Genomic DNA, 14204 nt, shown 5'->3' with positions numbered 1-14204 from the left:
CCCATGTCCCGCCTGCCTCTGCTTTTCCTCGCCACCGCCGCGCTGTGCCTGGTGGTCGGCGTCGCCATGGGGATCGCCATGGGCATCACCCATGATTTCCACCTGGCGCCGGTGCATGCCCATCTCAACCTGCTCGGCTGGGCATCCCTGGCCCTGATGGGCCTGACCTACCGCGCCTGGCCGGTGCTGGAGGCGAGCCGCGCAGCCGCCCTCGCGCAATACGGGCTTTCCGCCGGCTCGGCCCTGGCCTTCCCCTTCGGCATCTATCTCTCCATCGAGCACCAGCAGCCCATGCTGGCGATCATCGCCGCCATGGTCTGGTTCGCCGGTGCGCTGCTCTTCCTCGCGCGGCTGGTGCTGCTGCTGCTGGGCCGCACGGCGCCGGCGCCCGCCCTGCAGCCTGCCGAGTGATCAGGCCGGCACCACCTTCCCGTCCCTGAGCGTCACAACCCGATCCATCCGCGCCGCGAGGGCCGGGTTGTGCGTGGCGATCAGCGCCGCCACGCCCTGGCCCCGCACCGCTTCCAGCAGCTCGGCGAAGACGAGGTCGGAGGTGGCGACGTCCAGATTGCCGGTCGGCTCATCCGCCAGCAGGATGCGCGGGGCGTTCGCCAGCGCCCGGGCGATGGCCACGCGCTGCTGCTCGCCACCGGAAAGCCGGCCCGGCCGGTGATGCTCCCGCCCCGTCAGGCCGAAGCCGGCGAGCAGCGCCCGCGCCCGCTCTTGCGCCTGACCGTGGGGCGTGCCGGCCGCCATCTGCGGCAGCACCACATTTTCCTCGGCGGTGAATTCCGGCAGCAGGTGATGGAACTGATAGACGAAGCCGATGGTGGTGCGGCGGATCGCCGTGCGCCCGTCATCGGACAGCGTGCCGGCGGCGCGGCCGCCGACGAACACCTCGCCGGCATCCGGCCGTTCCAGCAGCCCGGCCAGATGCAGCAGGGTGGATTTGCCGGTGCCGGAAGGCGCGACGAGGGCGACGATCTCCCCCGCCTCCAGCGCCAGCTCCGCGCCGACCAGCACGGGCAGTTCCCCTGCCTCGGTGCGGTAGCGCCGTTCCACCCCCGCCAGGCGCAGCGCAGATTCACTCATTCCGCAGCGCCTCGACCGGATCCAGCCGCGCCGCGCGCCAGCTCGGGTAGATGGTTGCCAGCAGGGAGAGGCCGAGGCCCATGCCGACCACCTGCATCACCTCATTCGGGTCGACCACCGCCGGAAGCTGGGAGAGGAAATAGACCTCCGGGCTGAACAGCTCCGTTCCCGTCAGCGCCTGCAGACCCTGGCGGATATGCTCGATGTTCATGCAGAAGGCGAGGCCCAGGGCGAAGCCGATCAGCGTCCCGGCAAAGCCGATGGAGGCGCCGCAGAGCAGGAAGATGCGCAGCACATTGCCCCGCGTCGCCCCCATGGTGCGCAGGATGGCGATGTCCCGCCCCTTGTCCTTCACCAGCATGATGAGGCTGGAGATGATGTTGAAGGCGGCGACGATGATGATGAGGGTCAGGATCAGGAACATCACGTTCCGTTCCACCTGCACCGCATTGAAGAAGCTGCTGTTCGCATCCTGCCAATCGACGATGCGCACCGGGTGCTGGCCGAGGGCGCGGCGGATCTCGAAGTTCAGGGCGCGGATGCGGGTCGGGTCCTGGGCGAAGACCTCTATCTGGGTCGCGGCGTTGCCGGTCTGGAAGTAGAGCTGCGCCGCCTCCATGGGCATGAAGACGAAGCTGCTGTCGTACTCGTTCATGCCGACATTGAAGGTGGCGATGACGCGATAGGCGCGGACGCGCGGCACGGTGCCGAAGACGGTGGCGCGGCCTTGCGGCGAAACCAGCGAGAGGCGGTCGCCGACCGTGATGCGCATGCGGTTGGCCAGGCCGGTGCCGATGACGACGACATCGTCACCGGCAAATTCCTCCAGGCTGCCGCGGCGGATGTTGTTGGCGATGATGCCCTTGGCGCGGAGATCCTCCGGCTTGATGCCGCGCGCCAGCCCGCCGGCGGCGCCACCCGCCTCGCTGGTCAGCAGGACCTGGCCTTCGATGATGGGGTTGGCCGCGGTCACGCCAGGGACGCGGCGGATGGCCGCGGTGATCTCGTCATAGTCGGACAGCGGCCTGCCATCGACGGAGAAGACGCCGAGATGGCCATTCAGGCCCAGGATCCGCCCCAGCAGCTCCTGCCGGAAGCCGTTCATCACGCTCATCACGATGATCAGCGTGGCGACGCCCAGCGCGATGCCGACCAGGGAGAAGATGGCGATGACGGAGACGAAGCGCTCCCCCTTCCGCGCGCGGAGATAGCGGAAGGCGACGGCGCGTTCGAAGGCGTTGAACATCAGGCGCCTCCCTCCCCCGCTCCACGGGGGGTTGGACGCACTGCGTCCAGCGGGGTGGGGGCGTTGCCAGGCGTCGGGGCGAACGCACCCCCACCCCGGCCCCCCTCCGCAGGGCGGGGGAGGGAGACGTGGCCCGTCATCAACCCGCCTTCACCCGGGCGATGGCGTCATCCACGGAAAGCTCCACCCGCTCCCCGGTGGCGCGGCGCTTCAGCTCCACCTTGCCGGCGGCGGCGCCGCGCGGGCCGATGACGGCCTGCCAGGGGTAGCCCATGAGGTCGGCATCGGCGAATTTCACACCGGCCCGTTCCTCGCGGTCGTCATAGACGGCGTCGGGGGCGAAGGCGTCGTAGAACCTGGCCGCCAGCGCATCGGTACCGGCATCGCCCTGCTTCAGGTTCAGCACCGCCAGCTTGAAGGGCGCCACCGCTTCGGGCCAGCGTATGCCGGCCTCGTCGTGATTCGCCTCGATGATGGCGCCGACCAGGCGCGAGACGCCGATGCCGTAGCTGCCCATCTCCGGCACCACCGGCTTGCCATCCGGGCCAGAGACCGAAAGCCCCATCGGCGCGCTGTACCTGGTGCCGAAATGGAAGATGTGGCCGATCTCGATCCCCCGCGCGGAGACGCGCTGCGCCTCGGGGATCGCCGCCCAGGCCGCCAGATCGTGCTTCTCATCGGTGGCGGCGTAGCGGCTGGTCCAGAAATCGACGATGGGCGAGAGATCGCCGCCATAGTCCACCGGCTGGGACAGCACGTCGAACTCCAGCAGGTCCTTGTGCAGGAAGACCTGGCTCTCGCCGGTCTCCGCCAGGATCAGGAATTCATGGGAGAGGTTGCCGCCGATCGGGCCGGTATCGGCCTGCATCGGAATCGCCTTCAGCCCCATGCGCGCGAAGGTGCGCAGATAGGCGACGAACATCTGCCGGTAGCTGCGCACCGCGCCGTCATGGTCCAGGTCGAAGGAATAGGCGTCCTTCATCAGGAATTCGCGGCCGCGCATCACGCCGAAGCGGGGGCGCACCTCGTCCCGGAATTTCCACTGGATGTGGTAGAGGTTGCGCGGCAGGTCGCGGTAGCTCTTCGCATAGCCCTTGAAGATCTCGGTGACCATTTCCTCATTGGTCGGGCCGTAGAGCATCTCCCGCTCGTGCCGGTCCTTCAGGCGGAGCATTTCCGGGCCATAGGCGTCGTAGCGGCCGGATTGGCGCCAGAGATCCGCGGTCTGGATCGTCGGCATCAGGATTTCCTGGGCGCCGGTGGCGTCCTGCTCCTCGCGGACGATCTGCGCCACCTTCTGCAGCACGCGCCAGCCCAGCGGCAGCCAGGCATAGATGCCGGCACTGGTCTGCCGGACCATCCCGGCCCGCAGCATGAGGCGGTGGGAGGCGATCTGCGCCTCCGCCGGGGTTTCCTTCAGGGTCGGCAGGAAGGCGCGGGAGAGGCGCAAGGCGGGCTCCTGGGAAGACTGGAGCGTGATCGCGCGGGCCGGGGCGGCCGCAAGCGTGAATCACGCGGTCGGACATGGGTGGCGGCGGACACTAGCTTGCGGCGCCCCCGGTGGGAACGGCCAGGGCGATGCGGCAGCCCGGGGGCAGCCCAAGCCGCGCCGATGACCATTGCTCAGGCATGGGAATAATCGAACACGCCACCCGGCTCTGCCTTGGCGGAAATTGCTTGGCGGTCGGCCGTCCATCCGCTAGACGAAAAAAAGGGCCGCGCCCGTCAGGGCACGGCCCGAGTTTAGGGAGGAAACGCCAGTCACACGGCAGGAAGAGGACCAACCCTCTTCCTGCAGGCATGGTGGCGCGGACCCACAACACCGCACAATGCCAAAGGCTGCCGCCATCGCCAAAAAAAACGGCGTTCAGACAGTGCCTGCAACAACAGAAGGCGACATCCGGGACAATCCCCGGAAAGTCGCTCATTTTTCAGGCAGAGCTAACCAGCCGCTGCGGAAGCTCAGCCAGTCACTGGCGATCAACGCATAGGCCCCGGCGAAGATCACCGCCGCCACCAACGTCGTCAGCCCCACCTTCATCAGGAGTCGTGGCCGCTCCGGCAGGCCGCGCCAGCCGCCGGCGGCGTCGCCCTCCGCCCGCGGCGCGGTGCCGATGGGCAGGATGGCGAAAAGCGTCAGCCACCAGATCAGGAAATAGACGACAACGCCGTTGAACCAGCCCATGGGCCGCTAGATCCGCAACAAATGGACTTCCACATTGGGCCGCTTGCGCAGCCGCCGGCCGACCGCCTTGCGCAGCACGCTGCGGGCGGCTTCGCGCAGGGCGTCATCCTCCCGCCTCAGGGCGCTGGGCAGCTCCCCCACCGCCCGGGCCAGATCGGCGGCGAGCTGGGCCGATTCAGGCGTCTCGCCATCGAACAGGCCGGGGGCGGAGATCTGGGGCTGGCCGATCACCCGCCCCCCGGCATCGACAGCGAAGGAGGCCATGACGACGCCGTTGAACAGCATGCGCTTGCGCGCCGCCAGCACCCCGCCGGAGAGCGGCAGCAATCGGCCATTGTCCACCGCCAGCCGGCCGGTGGGCACGCCCTCCACCACCTCCGGCCGGCCGGGGGCGAGGCGGAGGACGTCGCCATCCTCCACCAGCACCGGCGTGGCCTGCAGCGACTTGGCCAGCGCCGCATGTTCCGAGAGGTGCCGCCATTCGCCATGCACCGGCACGGCGTATTTCGGCTTCACGAGCTGGTAGAGCCGCTTCAGCTCATCCCGCGCCGGGTGGCCGGAGACATGCACCATATGATCGTCGGCCGTCATCACCCGGCAGCCGCGGCGGGCGAGCTGGTCCTGCAACAGCAGGATGCCGCGCTCATTCCCGGGAATCATGCGGGAGGAGAAGATGACCGTATCCCCCTCCCCCAGCGCGATGCTCGGATGGGTGTCGGCGGCGATCTTCGCCAGCGCCGAGCGCGGCTCCCCCTGGGAGCCGGTGCAGATGATGAGGAGGTTGTCATCCGGGATGAAGCCCGCCGCCTCCTCCGCCACGAATTCCGGCAGGCCGGTGAGGTAGCCGCATTCCCGCGCCGCCGCCTCCGCATTGCGCAGGCTTCGGCCGAAGAGCGAGACCTGCCGCCCCGCCGCCTCCGCCGCCCGGGCGATGCTCTCGACGCGCGCGACATTGGTGGCGAAGCAGGTGACGGCGACGCGGCCGCGCAGCCCGCGGATGATGGCGGTGAGGTTCCGCCGCACCTCGGCCTCGGAGCCGGAATGGCCCTCGACCAGCGCATTGGTCGAGTCGCAGACCATGGCAAGCACGCCCTCCTCGCCCAGCCGGGCGAAGGCAGCCTCATCGGTCGGGCCGCCGATCAGCGGGTCCGGGTCCAGCTTCCAATCGCCGGTATGGACGACGAGGCCGTGCCGCGTGCGGATGGCCAGCGCCTGCGCCTCGGGCACCGAATGCGCGACGCGGAGGAATTCGAGATCGAAGGGCCCGAGGCGGAAGCGGCCGCCCAGCGGGATAGTATGGATCTTCGCCTCGCCCAGCAGCCCTGCCTCGCCCAGCTTCCGCCGCAGCACGGCGGAGACGAAAGGGCCGGCATAGATCGGGCAGCGGAATTGCGGCCAGAGATGCGCAACGGCCCCGACATGGTCCTCATGCGCATGGGTGATGACGAGGCCTTCCAGCCTCTCCCGCCGCTCCGCCAGCCAGGCGGGGTCCGGGACCATCACCTCCACCTCCGGATGCTCCGGCCCGCCGAAGCCGATGCCGCAATCCACCGCCAGCAACCTGCCGTCGCAGCGGTAGACGTTGAGATTCATCCCGATCTCGCCGGTACCGCCAAGGGGGATGAAGGCCAGGTCGTCGGCGGCGTCGGGTAGGGCCGCGGGCAAAAAATCGTTCATTCCCTCATCTTCTGGTGTCGGCTGCCGCAGGATCCGGGTGGCACGGGGACGAGTATAGCGCAGACGGCCGCTTCTGCCGCCCCCGCCGCCTCAATCCCTTGCCTGGGTCCGACTCAAGATGGGGGTGGGGTTGCGTTCCGCCAACAGGCGCAGCCCTTCCAGCGTGATATCGGGATCGACGATCTCGATCACCTCCGTCCCTTCGGCGATGAGCGGGGCCAAGCCGCCGGTCGCGACGATCTTCAGATGCGCCTCCTGCTCGGCCTGGATGCGCCGTACGATGCCCTCGATGAGGCCGACATAGCCCCAATAGATGCCGGATTGCATGGCGGCGACGGTGTCCCGCCCCACCACCGCCTGCGGCCGGCCGATGCCGATGCGCGGCAGTCGCGCCGCCGCCTTGTGCAGGGATTCGATGGAAAGGTTGATGCCGGGCGCGATGACGCCGCCGAGATAGGCGCCATCCTCCCCGACCACGTCGAAGGTGGTGGCGGTGCCGAAATCGATGACGATGAGCGGCCCCTTGTAATGGTGATGGGAGGCAAGGGAGTTCAGCAGCCGGTCCGCGCCCACCTCCTGCGGCCGGTCCACCCGGATCTCGAAGCCCCATTCGACGGTGGAGCGGGCGATCAGCGGCTCCACGCTGAACCATTCGCGCGACAGGCGGCGGAGGTTGTAGAGCGCCGCGGGCACCACCGTGCCGATGGCGCAGCGGTCGATCTCGGCCGGCTTCAGCCCCGCATATTGCAGCAGGGCGAGCAGCCAAACGGCGTATTCGTCCGAGGTGCGGCCGGCCTCCGTCGCGATGCGCCAGCGGCCGCGCCATTCCGTGCCGTCATGCACGGCGAAGACGACATTGGTGTTCCCCGCATCGATCGCGAGCAGCATGGGTTTCGTTATCCTCCCACCTCGCCCGCCAGGATCCGGTGGCGCGTGCCGCCGGACTCCAGCAGCAGCGCACCATCCTCGGCGAGGCCAGCGAAGGCGCCGGCAGTAACCGGGCCGGCGGTCAGGGTCAACTTGGCACCTGGTTCCGGGCCGCGCCGCAGCCATGCGGCGCGGATGGGGGCGAAGCCCTCGGCCAGCATGGTGCCGCGCCAGTGCAGCAGCCGGGCGAGCAGGCAAGGGGCGAATTCCTCCGGCGTGGCGGTGGTCGCCAGGCAGGCGGTGGGGCGGTCCGCCAGGCTCGGCGCGTGGCGCAGATTGACCCCGATGCCATAGGCCAGCCAGGCGAGGGTGCCGTCCGGCGCCAGGGCGGTCTCGGTGAGGATGCCGGCGCATTTGGCGCCATGGCGGAGCAGGTCGTTCGGCCATTTCAGCCGGAGCGAGGCGGGTTCGGCATCGAGCTCCGCCGCCGCCTCCGCCAGGGCCACGGCGGCGAGCAGCGCCCATTGCGGCGCCTGCCGCGCGGGGACGGCAGGCCGCAAAAGGGCCGAGAGATAGAGATTGCCCGGCGGCGACCGCCAGGGCCGGCCTTCCCGCCCCCGCCCCGCGGTCTGTTCCCGGGCGAGGATGGCCAGCCCTTCCGCCTCCCCCGCCTCCGCCCTTTCCCGCAGCAGGGTGGCGGTGCTGCCGAGCTCGGCATGCACCTCCACACGCCAGAAGGGCAGCCGCCAGAAAGGCGCGCCCCGGCCTGGCGGCGGCGCGGTCAGCCGAGCAGCGCCGCCGCGGCCGCCTGGGCCGCGGCCAGCAGCGGCGCCGGCCAGAGGACGAAGAACAGGGTGAAGAGGCCGGAGGCCGCCATCACCACGGTCAGGCTGGCGGGCGCCGGATCCAGCGCGCCGGCGGGCGCATCGAAGAACATCACCTTCACGATGCGCAGGTAGTAATAGGCGGAGACCACGCTGGTCAGCACGCCGACCACGGCGAGGGTCCAGAAGCCCGCCTGCACCGCGGCGAGGAAGACGTAAAGCTTGCCGAAGAAGCCGGCGAGCGGCGGGATGCCGGCCATGGAGAACATGAAGACCGCCATCCAGACGGCGGTGCCGAGATCCGTGCGGCCGAGCCCCGCGAGATCCTCCACCTGCTCCACCGCGCGGCCCTTGCGGCGCATGGCGATGAGCACGGCGAAGGTGCCGAGATTCATCGCGACGTAGATGGCCATATAGACCAGCAGCCCGCGCAGCCCGACGTCATTGGCGACGGCCAAGCCCATCAGCGCATAGCCGACATGGCCGATGGAGGAATAGGCCATCAGCCGCTTGATGTTGCGCTGGCCGATGGCGGCGAAGCCACCGAGGGTCATGGAGCCGAGCGAGACCAGGGTGATGACCTGCTGCCACTGCCCCGCCAGGTCGCCGAAGGGCCCGACCAGCACGCGGGCCAGCAGGGCGATGGCGGCGACCTTGGGCGCGGCGGCGAAGAAGGCGGTCACCGGCGTCGGCGCGCCTTCGTACACGTCCGGCGTCCACATATGGAAGGGCACGGCCGAAACCTTGAAGGCGAGGCCGGCGATGACGAAGACGATGCCGACCACGACGCCCGCGGTAACGCCGCTATCGGCCGAGAAGGCATCCGCCAGCCGGTCGAAATTGGTGGTGCCGGCGAAGCCATAGACCAGCGAGCTGCCATAGAGCAGCAGGCCGGAGGCGAGGGCGCCGAGAACGAAATACTTCAGCCCTGCTTCGGCGGAGCGGGCGCTGTCCCGGTTGAAGGCGGCGATGACGTAGAGCGGCAGGGAGAGCAGCTCCAGCCCCAGATAGAGGGAGAGCAAATCATTCGCCGAAATCATCACCATCATGCCGATGGTGGCGAGCAGCATGAGCAGGGGGAATTCGAAGCGCCCCAGCCCTTCCTTCGTGTTGTAGTCGAGCGAGAGGAGGATGCCGATGGCGGCACCGCCGATCGCCAGCAGCTTCATGAAGCCGCTGAAATCATCCGCCACGTAATGGCCGCCGAGCGCCGTGCCCTCCGGCTGGCCCAGCACCAGCACGGCGGCGAGCAGCAGCGAACCGATGCAGGCCATGCTGACGGGGAAGAAGGTCTCCTGCTTCGGCAGCACGCCGGCGACGAGGATGACGAGGCCGGCAATGGCCAGCACCAGCTCCGGCAGGGCAAGGGTCCAGGTCATGCGCTTACATCCCCGCCAGGCGGCTGACACTCATCGCCGCCTCATGCCGCTGCACCAGGGCAGCGACGGAGGCTTCGAAGAAATCCAGGAAAGGCTGCGGATAGACGCCCATCCACAAGGCCAGCAGGATGAGCGGTGCGAAGACCGCATATTCCCGCGGCGAAAGGTCGAGCAGCGCCCGCAAATCCGGCTTGGTCAGCTTTCCGAAGATCACGCGGCGATAGAGGTACAGCATATAGGCCGCGCCCAGCACCATGCCGAGCGCGCCGCCGAAGGCGACCCAGGGGTTGATCCGCCAGGCGCCGACGATGACGAGGAACTCGCCGACGAAATTGGCGGTGCCCGGCAGCCCGACCGAGGCCATGGTGAAGAGCATGAAGACCATGGCGTAGGAGGGCATGATCTTCGCCACGCCGCCATAGCGCAGGATATCCCGGCTATGGACGCGGTCATACAACACGCCGACGCAGAGGAAGAGCGCGCCGGAGACGACGCCATGCGCCAGCATGGTGAAGAGCGCGCCGGACAGGCCCTGGGCGTTGATGGTGAAGATGCCGATGGTGACGATGCCCATATGCGCCACGGAGGAATAGGCGATGAGCTTCTTCATATCCTCCTGCGCCAGCGCCACCAGCGAGGTGTAGACCACCGCGACGACCGACAGCACGAAGATCAGCGGCGCGAATTGCACCGAGGCTTCCGGCAGCAGCGGCAGCGAGAAGCGCAGGAAGCCATAGGCCCCCATCTTCAGCAGCACCCCCGCCAGGATGACGGAGCCGGCGGTCGGCGCCTCCACATGCGCATCCGGCAGCCAGGTATGCACCGGCCACATCGGCACCTTCACCGCGAAGGAGGCGAGGAAGGCAAAGAAGATCCAGGTCTGGGCCGCGCGCGGCACCTGGTACTCGAACAGCTCCGGGATGTCCGTGGTGCCGGCATTGTACCAGAGGTAGAGGATGGCCAGCAGCATCAGCACGCTGCCGAGCAGGGTGTAGAGGAAGAATTTGAAGGCGGCATAGACCCGCCGCGGCCCGCCCCAGACCCCGATGATGAGGAACATCGGGATCAGCACCGCCTCGAAGAACACGTAGAAGATGATGAAGTCGAGCGCGGCGAACATGCCGACCATCATCGTTTCGAGGATGAGGAAGGCGACCATGTATTCGCGGACGCGCGTCTCGATCGCCTCCCAGGAGGCGAGGATGCAGAGCGGCGTCAGGGCGGTGGAGAGCAGGACGAAGAGGACGGAGATGCCGTCCACGCCCATATGGTAGCCGACGCCGAATTCCGGCAGCCAGCTCAGCTTCTCCTCGAACTGGAAGCCGGCGGAGGAGGTGTCGAACTTCACCCAGAGAATGAGGCTGAGGAAGAAGACCAGCAGGCTGGTCCACAGCGCCGTCCAGCGGGCGTTGCGGGCAACCACCGCCTCCTCCCCGCGCACGAAGAGGATGATGGCCGCCCCTGCCAGCGGCAGGAAGGTGAGGAGCGAGAGCAGCGGGAAACCAGCGGCGTTCATGCTCAGCGCCCGATCAGGAAGAGGGAGACGAAGACGACCAGGCCGATGATCATCGCGAAGGCGTAGTTCGCCACCCGCCCGGTCTGGATGCGGACCGCGCCGCGGGCGACGCCGACGGCAAGGCTGGCGGCGCCGTTCGGCATGCCGTCGATGATCTGCGCATCGCCGGTCTTCCAGAACACCATGGCAAGGCGGCGCGCCGGGCGAACGAAGATGGCGTCGTAGAGCTCGTCGAAATACCACTTGTTCAGCAGGAACAGGTAGAGGCCACGGAAGGCGGTGGCGAGCCGGCCGGGGATGCCTGGCGCCAGCATGTAGAAGACATAGGCCAGCGCGATGCCGCCGATGCCCATCACCGTCGGCGCCAGGGGCACCCAGGCCGGCACCTCATGCATGGCGTGCAGGATGTGGTTGTGCTCCGCGTTGAGGATGGCGCCGTGCCAGAAGCCATGCTCGTGCTCGCCGATGAAGAGCGGCGCGAAGATATAGCCGGTCAGCACCGCGCCCACCGCCAGCAGCAGCAGCGGGATGAGCATCACCGCCGGGCTCTCATGCACATGCTCCATGGTGTGGTGGTCCGCCCGTGGGGCGCCATGGAAGGTGAGGATGAGCAGCCGCCAGGAGTAGAAGGCGGTGAGGAAGGCGGCGATCATGCCGCAGAGGAAGGCATACATCCCGACGCCGCTATGGCTGGCGAAGGCGGCTTCCAGGATGGCGTCCTTGGAATAGTAGCCGGCGAAGAAGGGGATGCCGGCCAGCGCCAAATTGCCGATCCACATCACCGCATAGGTGATCGGGATCTTGCTCCAGATGCCGCCCATCTTCCGGATGTCCTGCTCATCCGACATGGCGTGGATCACGCTGCCGGCGCCGAGGAAGAGCAGGGCCTTGAAGAAGGCATGGGTGAAGAGGTGGAACATCGCCACCTGATAGGCGCCGACGCCGGCGGCGAAGAACATGTAGCCGAGCTGCGAGCAGGTGGAATAGGCGATCACCCGCTTGATGTCGTTCTGCACGCAGCCGATGGTCGCGGCGAAGAGCGCGGTGGAGGCGCCGACCACGGTGACGACGGCGAGCGCCGTCGGCGCGTATTCGAAGACCGGCGACATGCGGCAGACGAGGAAGACACCCGCCGTCACCATGGTAGCGGCATGGATGAGGGCAGAGACCGGCGTCGGGCCCTCCATCGCATCCGGCAGCCAGGTGTGCAGGCCGAGCTGGGCAGACTTGCCGCAGGCGCCGATGAAGAGCAGCACGCCGATCAGCTCCAGCGCCGGGATGCCGCCGAAGCGGTCCTCCAGATGCTGCGGCACGGCGGCGAAGATGGTGTCGAATTCGATGCTGCCGAAGACGTAGAAGGTCAGCGCCACGCCCAGCATGAAGGAGACATCGCCGACGCGGTTCACGATGAAGGCCTTCATCGCCGCGCGATTCGCGCTCTCCCTATCGTACCAGTAGCCGATGAGGAGATAGCTCGCGAGGCCGACGCCCTCCCAGCCGAAGAAGAGCTGGGCGAGGTTGTCCGCCGTCACCAGCATCAGCATCATGAAGGTGAAGAGGGAGAGATAGGCGAAGAAGCGCGACGGCGTCTCGTCATGCGACATGTAACCCACCGAGTAGAGGTGGATCAGCGTCGAGATGAAGGTGACCATGGCCACCATGACAGCCGCCAGCGTGTCGTAGCGCAGCGCCCAGGCGAATTCTAGGCCGCCGACATCCATCCAGGTGACGATCTCCACCGTCACCGGATGGCCGGAGAGCGCGACCTGGCCGAAGGCGAGGCTGCCGCAGATGGCCGCCAGCACCATGCAGATGACGGTGGACCATTGCGCAGCCTTGTCGCCGATCCAGCGGCCGAGGAAGCCGCTGATACAGGCCCCGAGCAGGGGGAAGAAGATGGCGCCGACGAACATGCCCCCTAGCCCTTCAGGGTCGAGATGTCCTCGACCTCGATGCTCCCGCGGTTGCGGAAGTAGATGACGACGATGGCGAGGCCGATCGCGGCTTCCGCCGCGGCGACGGTCAGGACGAACATGGCGAAGACCTGCCCCGCCAGATCGTCCAGGAAGGCGGAGAAGGCGACGAAATTCAGGTTCACCGAGAGCAGGATGAGCTCCACGCTCATCAGGATGACAATGACGTTCTTCCGGTTGAGGAAGATGCCGAAGATGCCGAGGACCAGCAGGATGGCGCTGACGGTCAGGTAATGGGCGAGGCCGATCGTCATCTCAGTGATGCCCCCCATGGTGCGCGTCGTGGGTCACCTTGGGCGGCTCGGCCTCCGGCTCCGGCGGGCGGCGGATGCCGAGGGCCTTGATGCCGGCGCCGACGGGCACTTCTTCCAGCACCACGGAACCGCTGCGGGCGACCTGCACGGCGATGTCCTGCCGTTTCGTTCCCGCCCTCTCCCGATGCGTCAGCACGATGGCGCCGATCATCGCCACCAGCAGGATCAGCCCGGCAAGCTGGAAGAGATAGACGTAATCCGTATAGAGGATGCGGCCGAGCGCCGCGGCATTGGTGACGCTGGCGCCCGGGTTGGGCGAGAGGCGCAAATCATCCGCCTGGTCGGCGAAGGACCAGCCGCTCAGCACCAGCAGCAGCTCCAGGAACAATATGCCGCCGATGATGGCGCCGATCGGCGCGTAGCGCTGGAACCCCTCGCGCAGCCGGGCGAAGTCGATATCCAGCATCATGACGACGAAAAGGAACAGCACTGCGACGGCGCCGACATAGACGATGACCAGGATCATCGCCAGGAACTCCGCCCCGGCGATCAGGAAGAGCGCCGCAGCGTTGAAGAAGGCGAGGATCAGGAAGAGCACGCTGTGCACGGGATTCCGCGCCGTCACCACCATCACCGCGGAGGCGATGAGGATGGCGGCGAAGAGGTAGAAGGCGAGAGCAGCGATCATGGTCGTCCCGCCTCAGCGATAGGGGGCGTCGAGTTCGAGGCGCCGGGCGATCTCCGGCTCCCACCTGTCGCCGTTGGAGAGCAGCTTCTGCTTGTCGTAAAGCAGCTCCTCCCGCGTCTCGGTGGAGAATTCGAAGTTCGGTCCCTCGACGATGGCGTCCACCGGGCAGGCTTCCTCGCACATGCCGCAATAGATGCATTTCACCATGTCGATGTCGTAGCGCGTGGTGCGGCGGCTGCCATCCTCGCGCGGCTCGGCCTCGATGGTGATGGCCTGGGCGGGGCAGATCGCCTCGCACAATTTGCAGGCGATGCAGCGCTCCTCCCCGTTCGGATAGCGGCGCAGCGCGTGCTCCCCCTTGAACCGCGGCGAGAGCGGCCCCTTCTCATAGGGGTAGTTGATGGTGACCTTCGGCCTGAAGAAGTACTTCAAGGTCAGGGCCATGCCGGAGACGAGCTCCGAGAGCAGCAGGCCGCGGGCAAGGCGATCGAGCGTAGCCATTT

General features: G+C 67.7%; 14 protein-coding genes. 1 reads left to right on the top strand and 13 read right to left on the bottom strand.

Annotated elements, in window-relative coordinates:
• Window positions 1–3: 3 nt before the first annotated feature.
• Window positions 4–411, top strand: a complete 408-nt coding sequence (locus tag E5N76_RS11185) for a hypothetical protein (RefSeq protein WP_149537371.1) — start codon at window positions 4–6, stop codon at window positions 409–411.
• On the opposite strand, the gene E5N76_RS11180 is transcribed toward E5N76_RS11185, so the two are convergent.
• The 13 genes from E5N76_RS11180 to nuoI form a co-directional block, all read right to left on the bottom strand.
• Window positions 412–1092: an ABC transporter ATP-binding protein gene (locus E5N76_RS11180; protein ID WP_149537370.1), complete on the bottom strand. Its 681-nt coding sequence runs from the start codon at window positions 1090–1092 to the stop codon at window positions 412–414.
• Window positions 1085–2338 (bottom strand): lipoprotein-releasing ABC transporter permease subunit, encoded by a 1254-nt coding sequence (locus E5N76_RS11175; protein ID WP_149537369.1) that lies wholly within the window; start codon window positions 2336–2338, stop codon window positions 1085–1087. Before E5N76_RS11175 ends, E5N76_RS11180 begins: the two co-directional genes overlap by 8 nt.
• Before the next feature lie 139 nt (window positions 2339–2477).
• Window positions 2478–3788: a proline--tRNA ligase gene (gene proS, locus E5N76_RS11170; RefSeq protein ID WP_149537368.1), complete on the bottom strand. Its 1311-nt coding sequence runs from the start codon at window positions 3786–3788 to the stop codon at window positions 2478–2480.
• Window positions 3789–4262: 474 nt separating this feature from the next.
• Window positions 4263–4523 carry a DUF1467 family protein gene (locus E5N76_RS11165; protein WP_149537367.1) on the bottom strand — a complete coding sequence of 87 codons (261 nt, stop codon included), beginning with the start codon at window positions 4521–4523 and terminating at the stop codon, window positions 4263–4265.
• Window positions 4524–4529: 6 nt separating this feature from the next.
• Complete coding sequence (locus E5N76_RS11160; protein WP_149537366.1) at window positions 4530–6200, bottom strand: ribonuclease J; 1671 nt, start codon at window positions 6198–6200, stop codon at window positions 4530–4532.
• Between the two features lie 90 nt (window positions 6201–6290).
• A complete protein-coding gene (locus E5N76_RS11155; RefSeq protein WP_149537365.1) occupies window positions 6291–7088 on the bottom strand; it encodes a type III pantothenate kinase in 798 nt (265 codons plus the stop codon).
• Between the two features lie 8 nt (window positions 7089–7096).
• Window positions 7097–7789 (bottom strand): biotin--[acetyl-CoA-carboxylase] ligase, encoded by a 693-nt coding sequence (locus tag E5N76_RS11150; protein ID WP_235907662.1) that lies wholly within the window; start codon window positions 7787–7789, stop codon window positions 7097–7099.
• A 59-nt stretch (window positions 7790–7848) separates the two neighbouring features.
• Window positions 7849–9270, bottom strand: a complete 1422-nt coding sequence (nuoN, locus tag E5N76_RS11145; protein ID WP_149537363.1) for an NADH-quinone oxidoreductase subunit NuoN — start codon at window positions 9268–9270, stop codon at window positions 7849–7851.
• Between the two features lie 4 nt (window positions 9271–9274).
• A complete protein-coding gene (locus tag E5N76_RS11140) occupies window positions 9275–10786 on the bottom strand; it encodes an NADH-quinone oxidoreductase subunit M (RefSeq protein WP_149537362.1) in 1512 nt (503 codons plus the stop codon).
• Between the two features lie 2 nt (window positions 10787–10788).
• Window positions 10789–12699: an NADH-quinone oxidoreductase subunit L gene (nuoL, locus tag E5N76_RS11135; protein WP_149537361.1), complete on the bottom strand. Its 1911-nt coding sequence runs from the start codon at window positions 12697–12699 to the stop codon at window positions 10789–10791.
• Window positions 12700–12704: 5 nt separating this feature from the next.
• Window positions 12705–13013 (bottom strand): NADH-quinone oxidoreductase subunit NuoK, encoded by a 309-nt coding sequence (nuoK, locus tag E5N76_RS11130; protein WP_149537437.1) that lies wholly within the window; start codon window positions 13011–13013, stop codon window positions 12705–12707.
• Between the two features lies 1 nt (window position 13014).
• Complete coding sequence (locus E5N76_RS11125) at window positions 13015–13701, bottom strand: NADH-quinone oxidoreductase subunit J (protein WP_149537360.1); 687 nt, start codon at window positions 13699–13701, stop codon at window positions 13015–13017.
• Between the two features lie 12 nt (window positions 13702–13713).
• Entirely contained in the window at window positions 13714–14202 is a 489-nt protein-coding gene (gene nuoI, locus E5N76_RS11120; RefSeq protein WP_149537359.1) for an NADH-quinone oxidoreductase subunit NuoI, read from the bottom strand.
• Window positions 14203–14204: the final 2 nt, after the last annotated feature.

Origin of the sequence: Siccirubricoccus phaeus, from assembly GCF_008360935.1 — a bacterium.
GTDB classification, from domain to species: Bacteria; Pseudomonadota; Alphaproteobacteria; order Acetobacterales; family Acetobacteraceae; genus Siccirubricoccus; species Siccirubricoccus phaeus.
Note: the sequence above shows the minus strand (reverse complement) of the source record. Positions and strands in the feature narration are given on the sequence as shown.

Bases quoted from the DNA above. Each gene is read 5' to 3' on its own strand.
- E5N76_RS11180 (WP_149537370.1), bottom strand. From the start codon at position 1,092: ATGAGTGAATCTGCGCTGCGCCTGGCGGGGGTGGAACGGCGCTACCGC.
- nuoL (WP_149537361.1), bottom strand. From the start codon at position 12,699: ATGTTCGTCGGCGCCATCTTCTTCCCCCTGCTCGGGGCCTGTATCAGC.
- E5N76_RS11125 (WP_149537360.1), bottom strand. From the start codon at position 13,701: ATGATCGCTGCTCTCGCCTTCTACCTCTTCGCCGCCATCCTCATCGCC.
- E5N76_RS11160 (WP_149537366.1), bottom strand. From the start codon at position 6,200: ATGAACGATTTTTTGCCCGCGGCCCTACCCGACGCCGCCGACGACCTG.
- nuoK (WP_149537437.1), bottom strand. From the start codon at position 13,013: ATGACGATCGGCCTCGCCCATTACCTGACCGTCAGCGCCATCCTGCTG.
- E5N76_RS11175 (WP_149537369.1), bottom strand. From the start codon at position 2,338: ATGTTCAACGCCTTCGAACGCGCCGTCGCCTTCCGCTATCTCCGCGCG.
- E5N76_RS11165 (WP_149537367.1), bottom strand. From the start codon at position 4,523: ATGGGCTGGTTCAACGGCGTTGTCGTCTATTTCCTGATCTGGTGGCTG.
- E5N76_RS11185 (WP_149537371.1), top strand. From the start codon at position 4: ATGTCCCGCCTGCCTCTGCTTTTCCTCGCCACCGCCGCGCTGTGCCTG.
- E5N76_RS11140 (WP_149537362.1), bottom strand. From the start codon at position 10,786: ATGAACGCCGCTGGTTTCCCGCTGCTCTCGCTCCTCACCTTCCTGCCG.
- nuoI (WP_149537359.1), bottom strand. From the start codon at position 14,202: ATGGCTACGCTCGATCGCCTTGCCCGCGGCCTGCTGCTCTCGGAGCTC.
- E5N76_RS11155 (WP_149537365.1), bottom strand. From the start codon at position 7,088: ATGCTGCTCGCGATCGATGCGGGGAACACCAATGTCGTCTTCGCCGTG.
- nuoN (WP_149537363.1), bottom strand. From the start codon at position 9,270: ATGACCTGGACCCTTGCCCTGCCGGAGCTGGTGCTGGCCATTGCCGGC.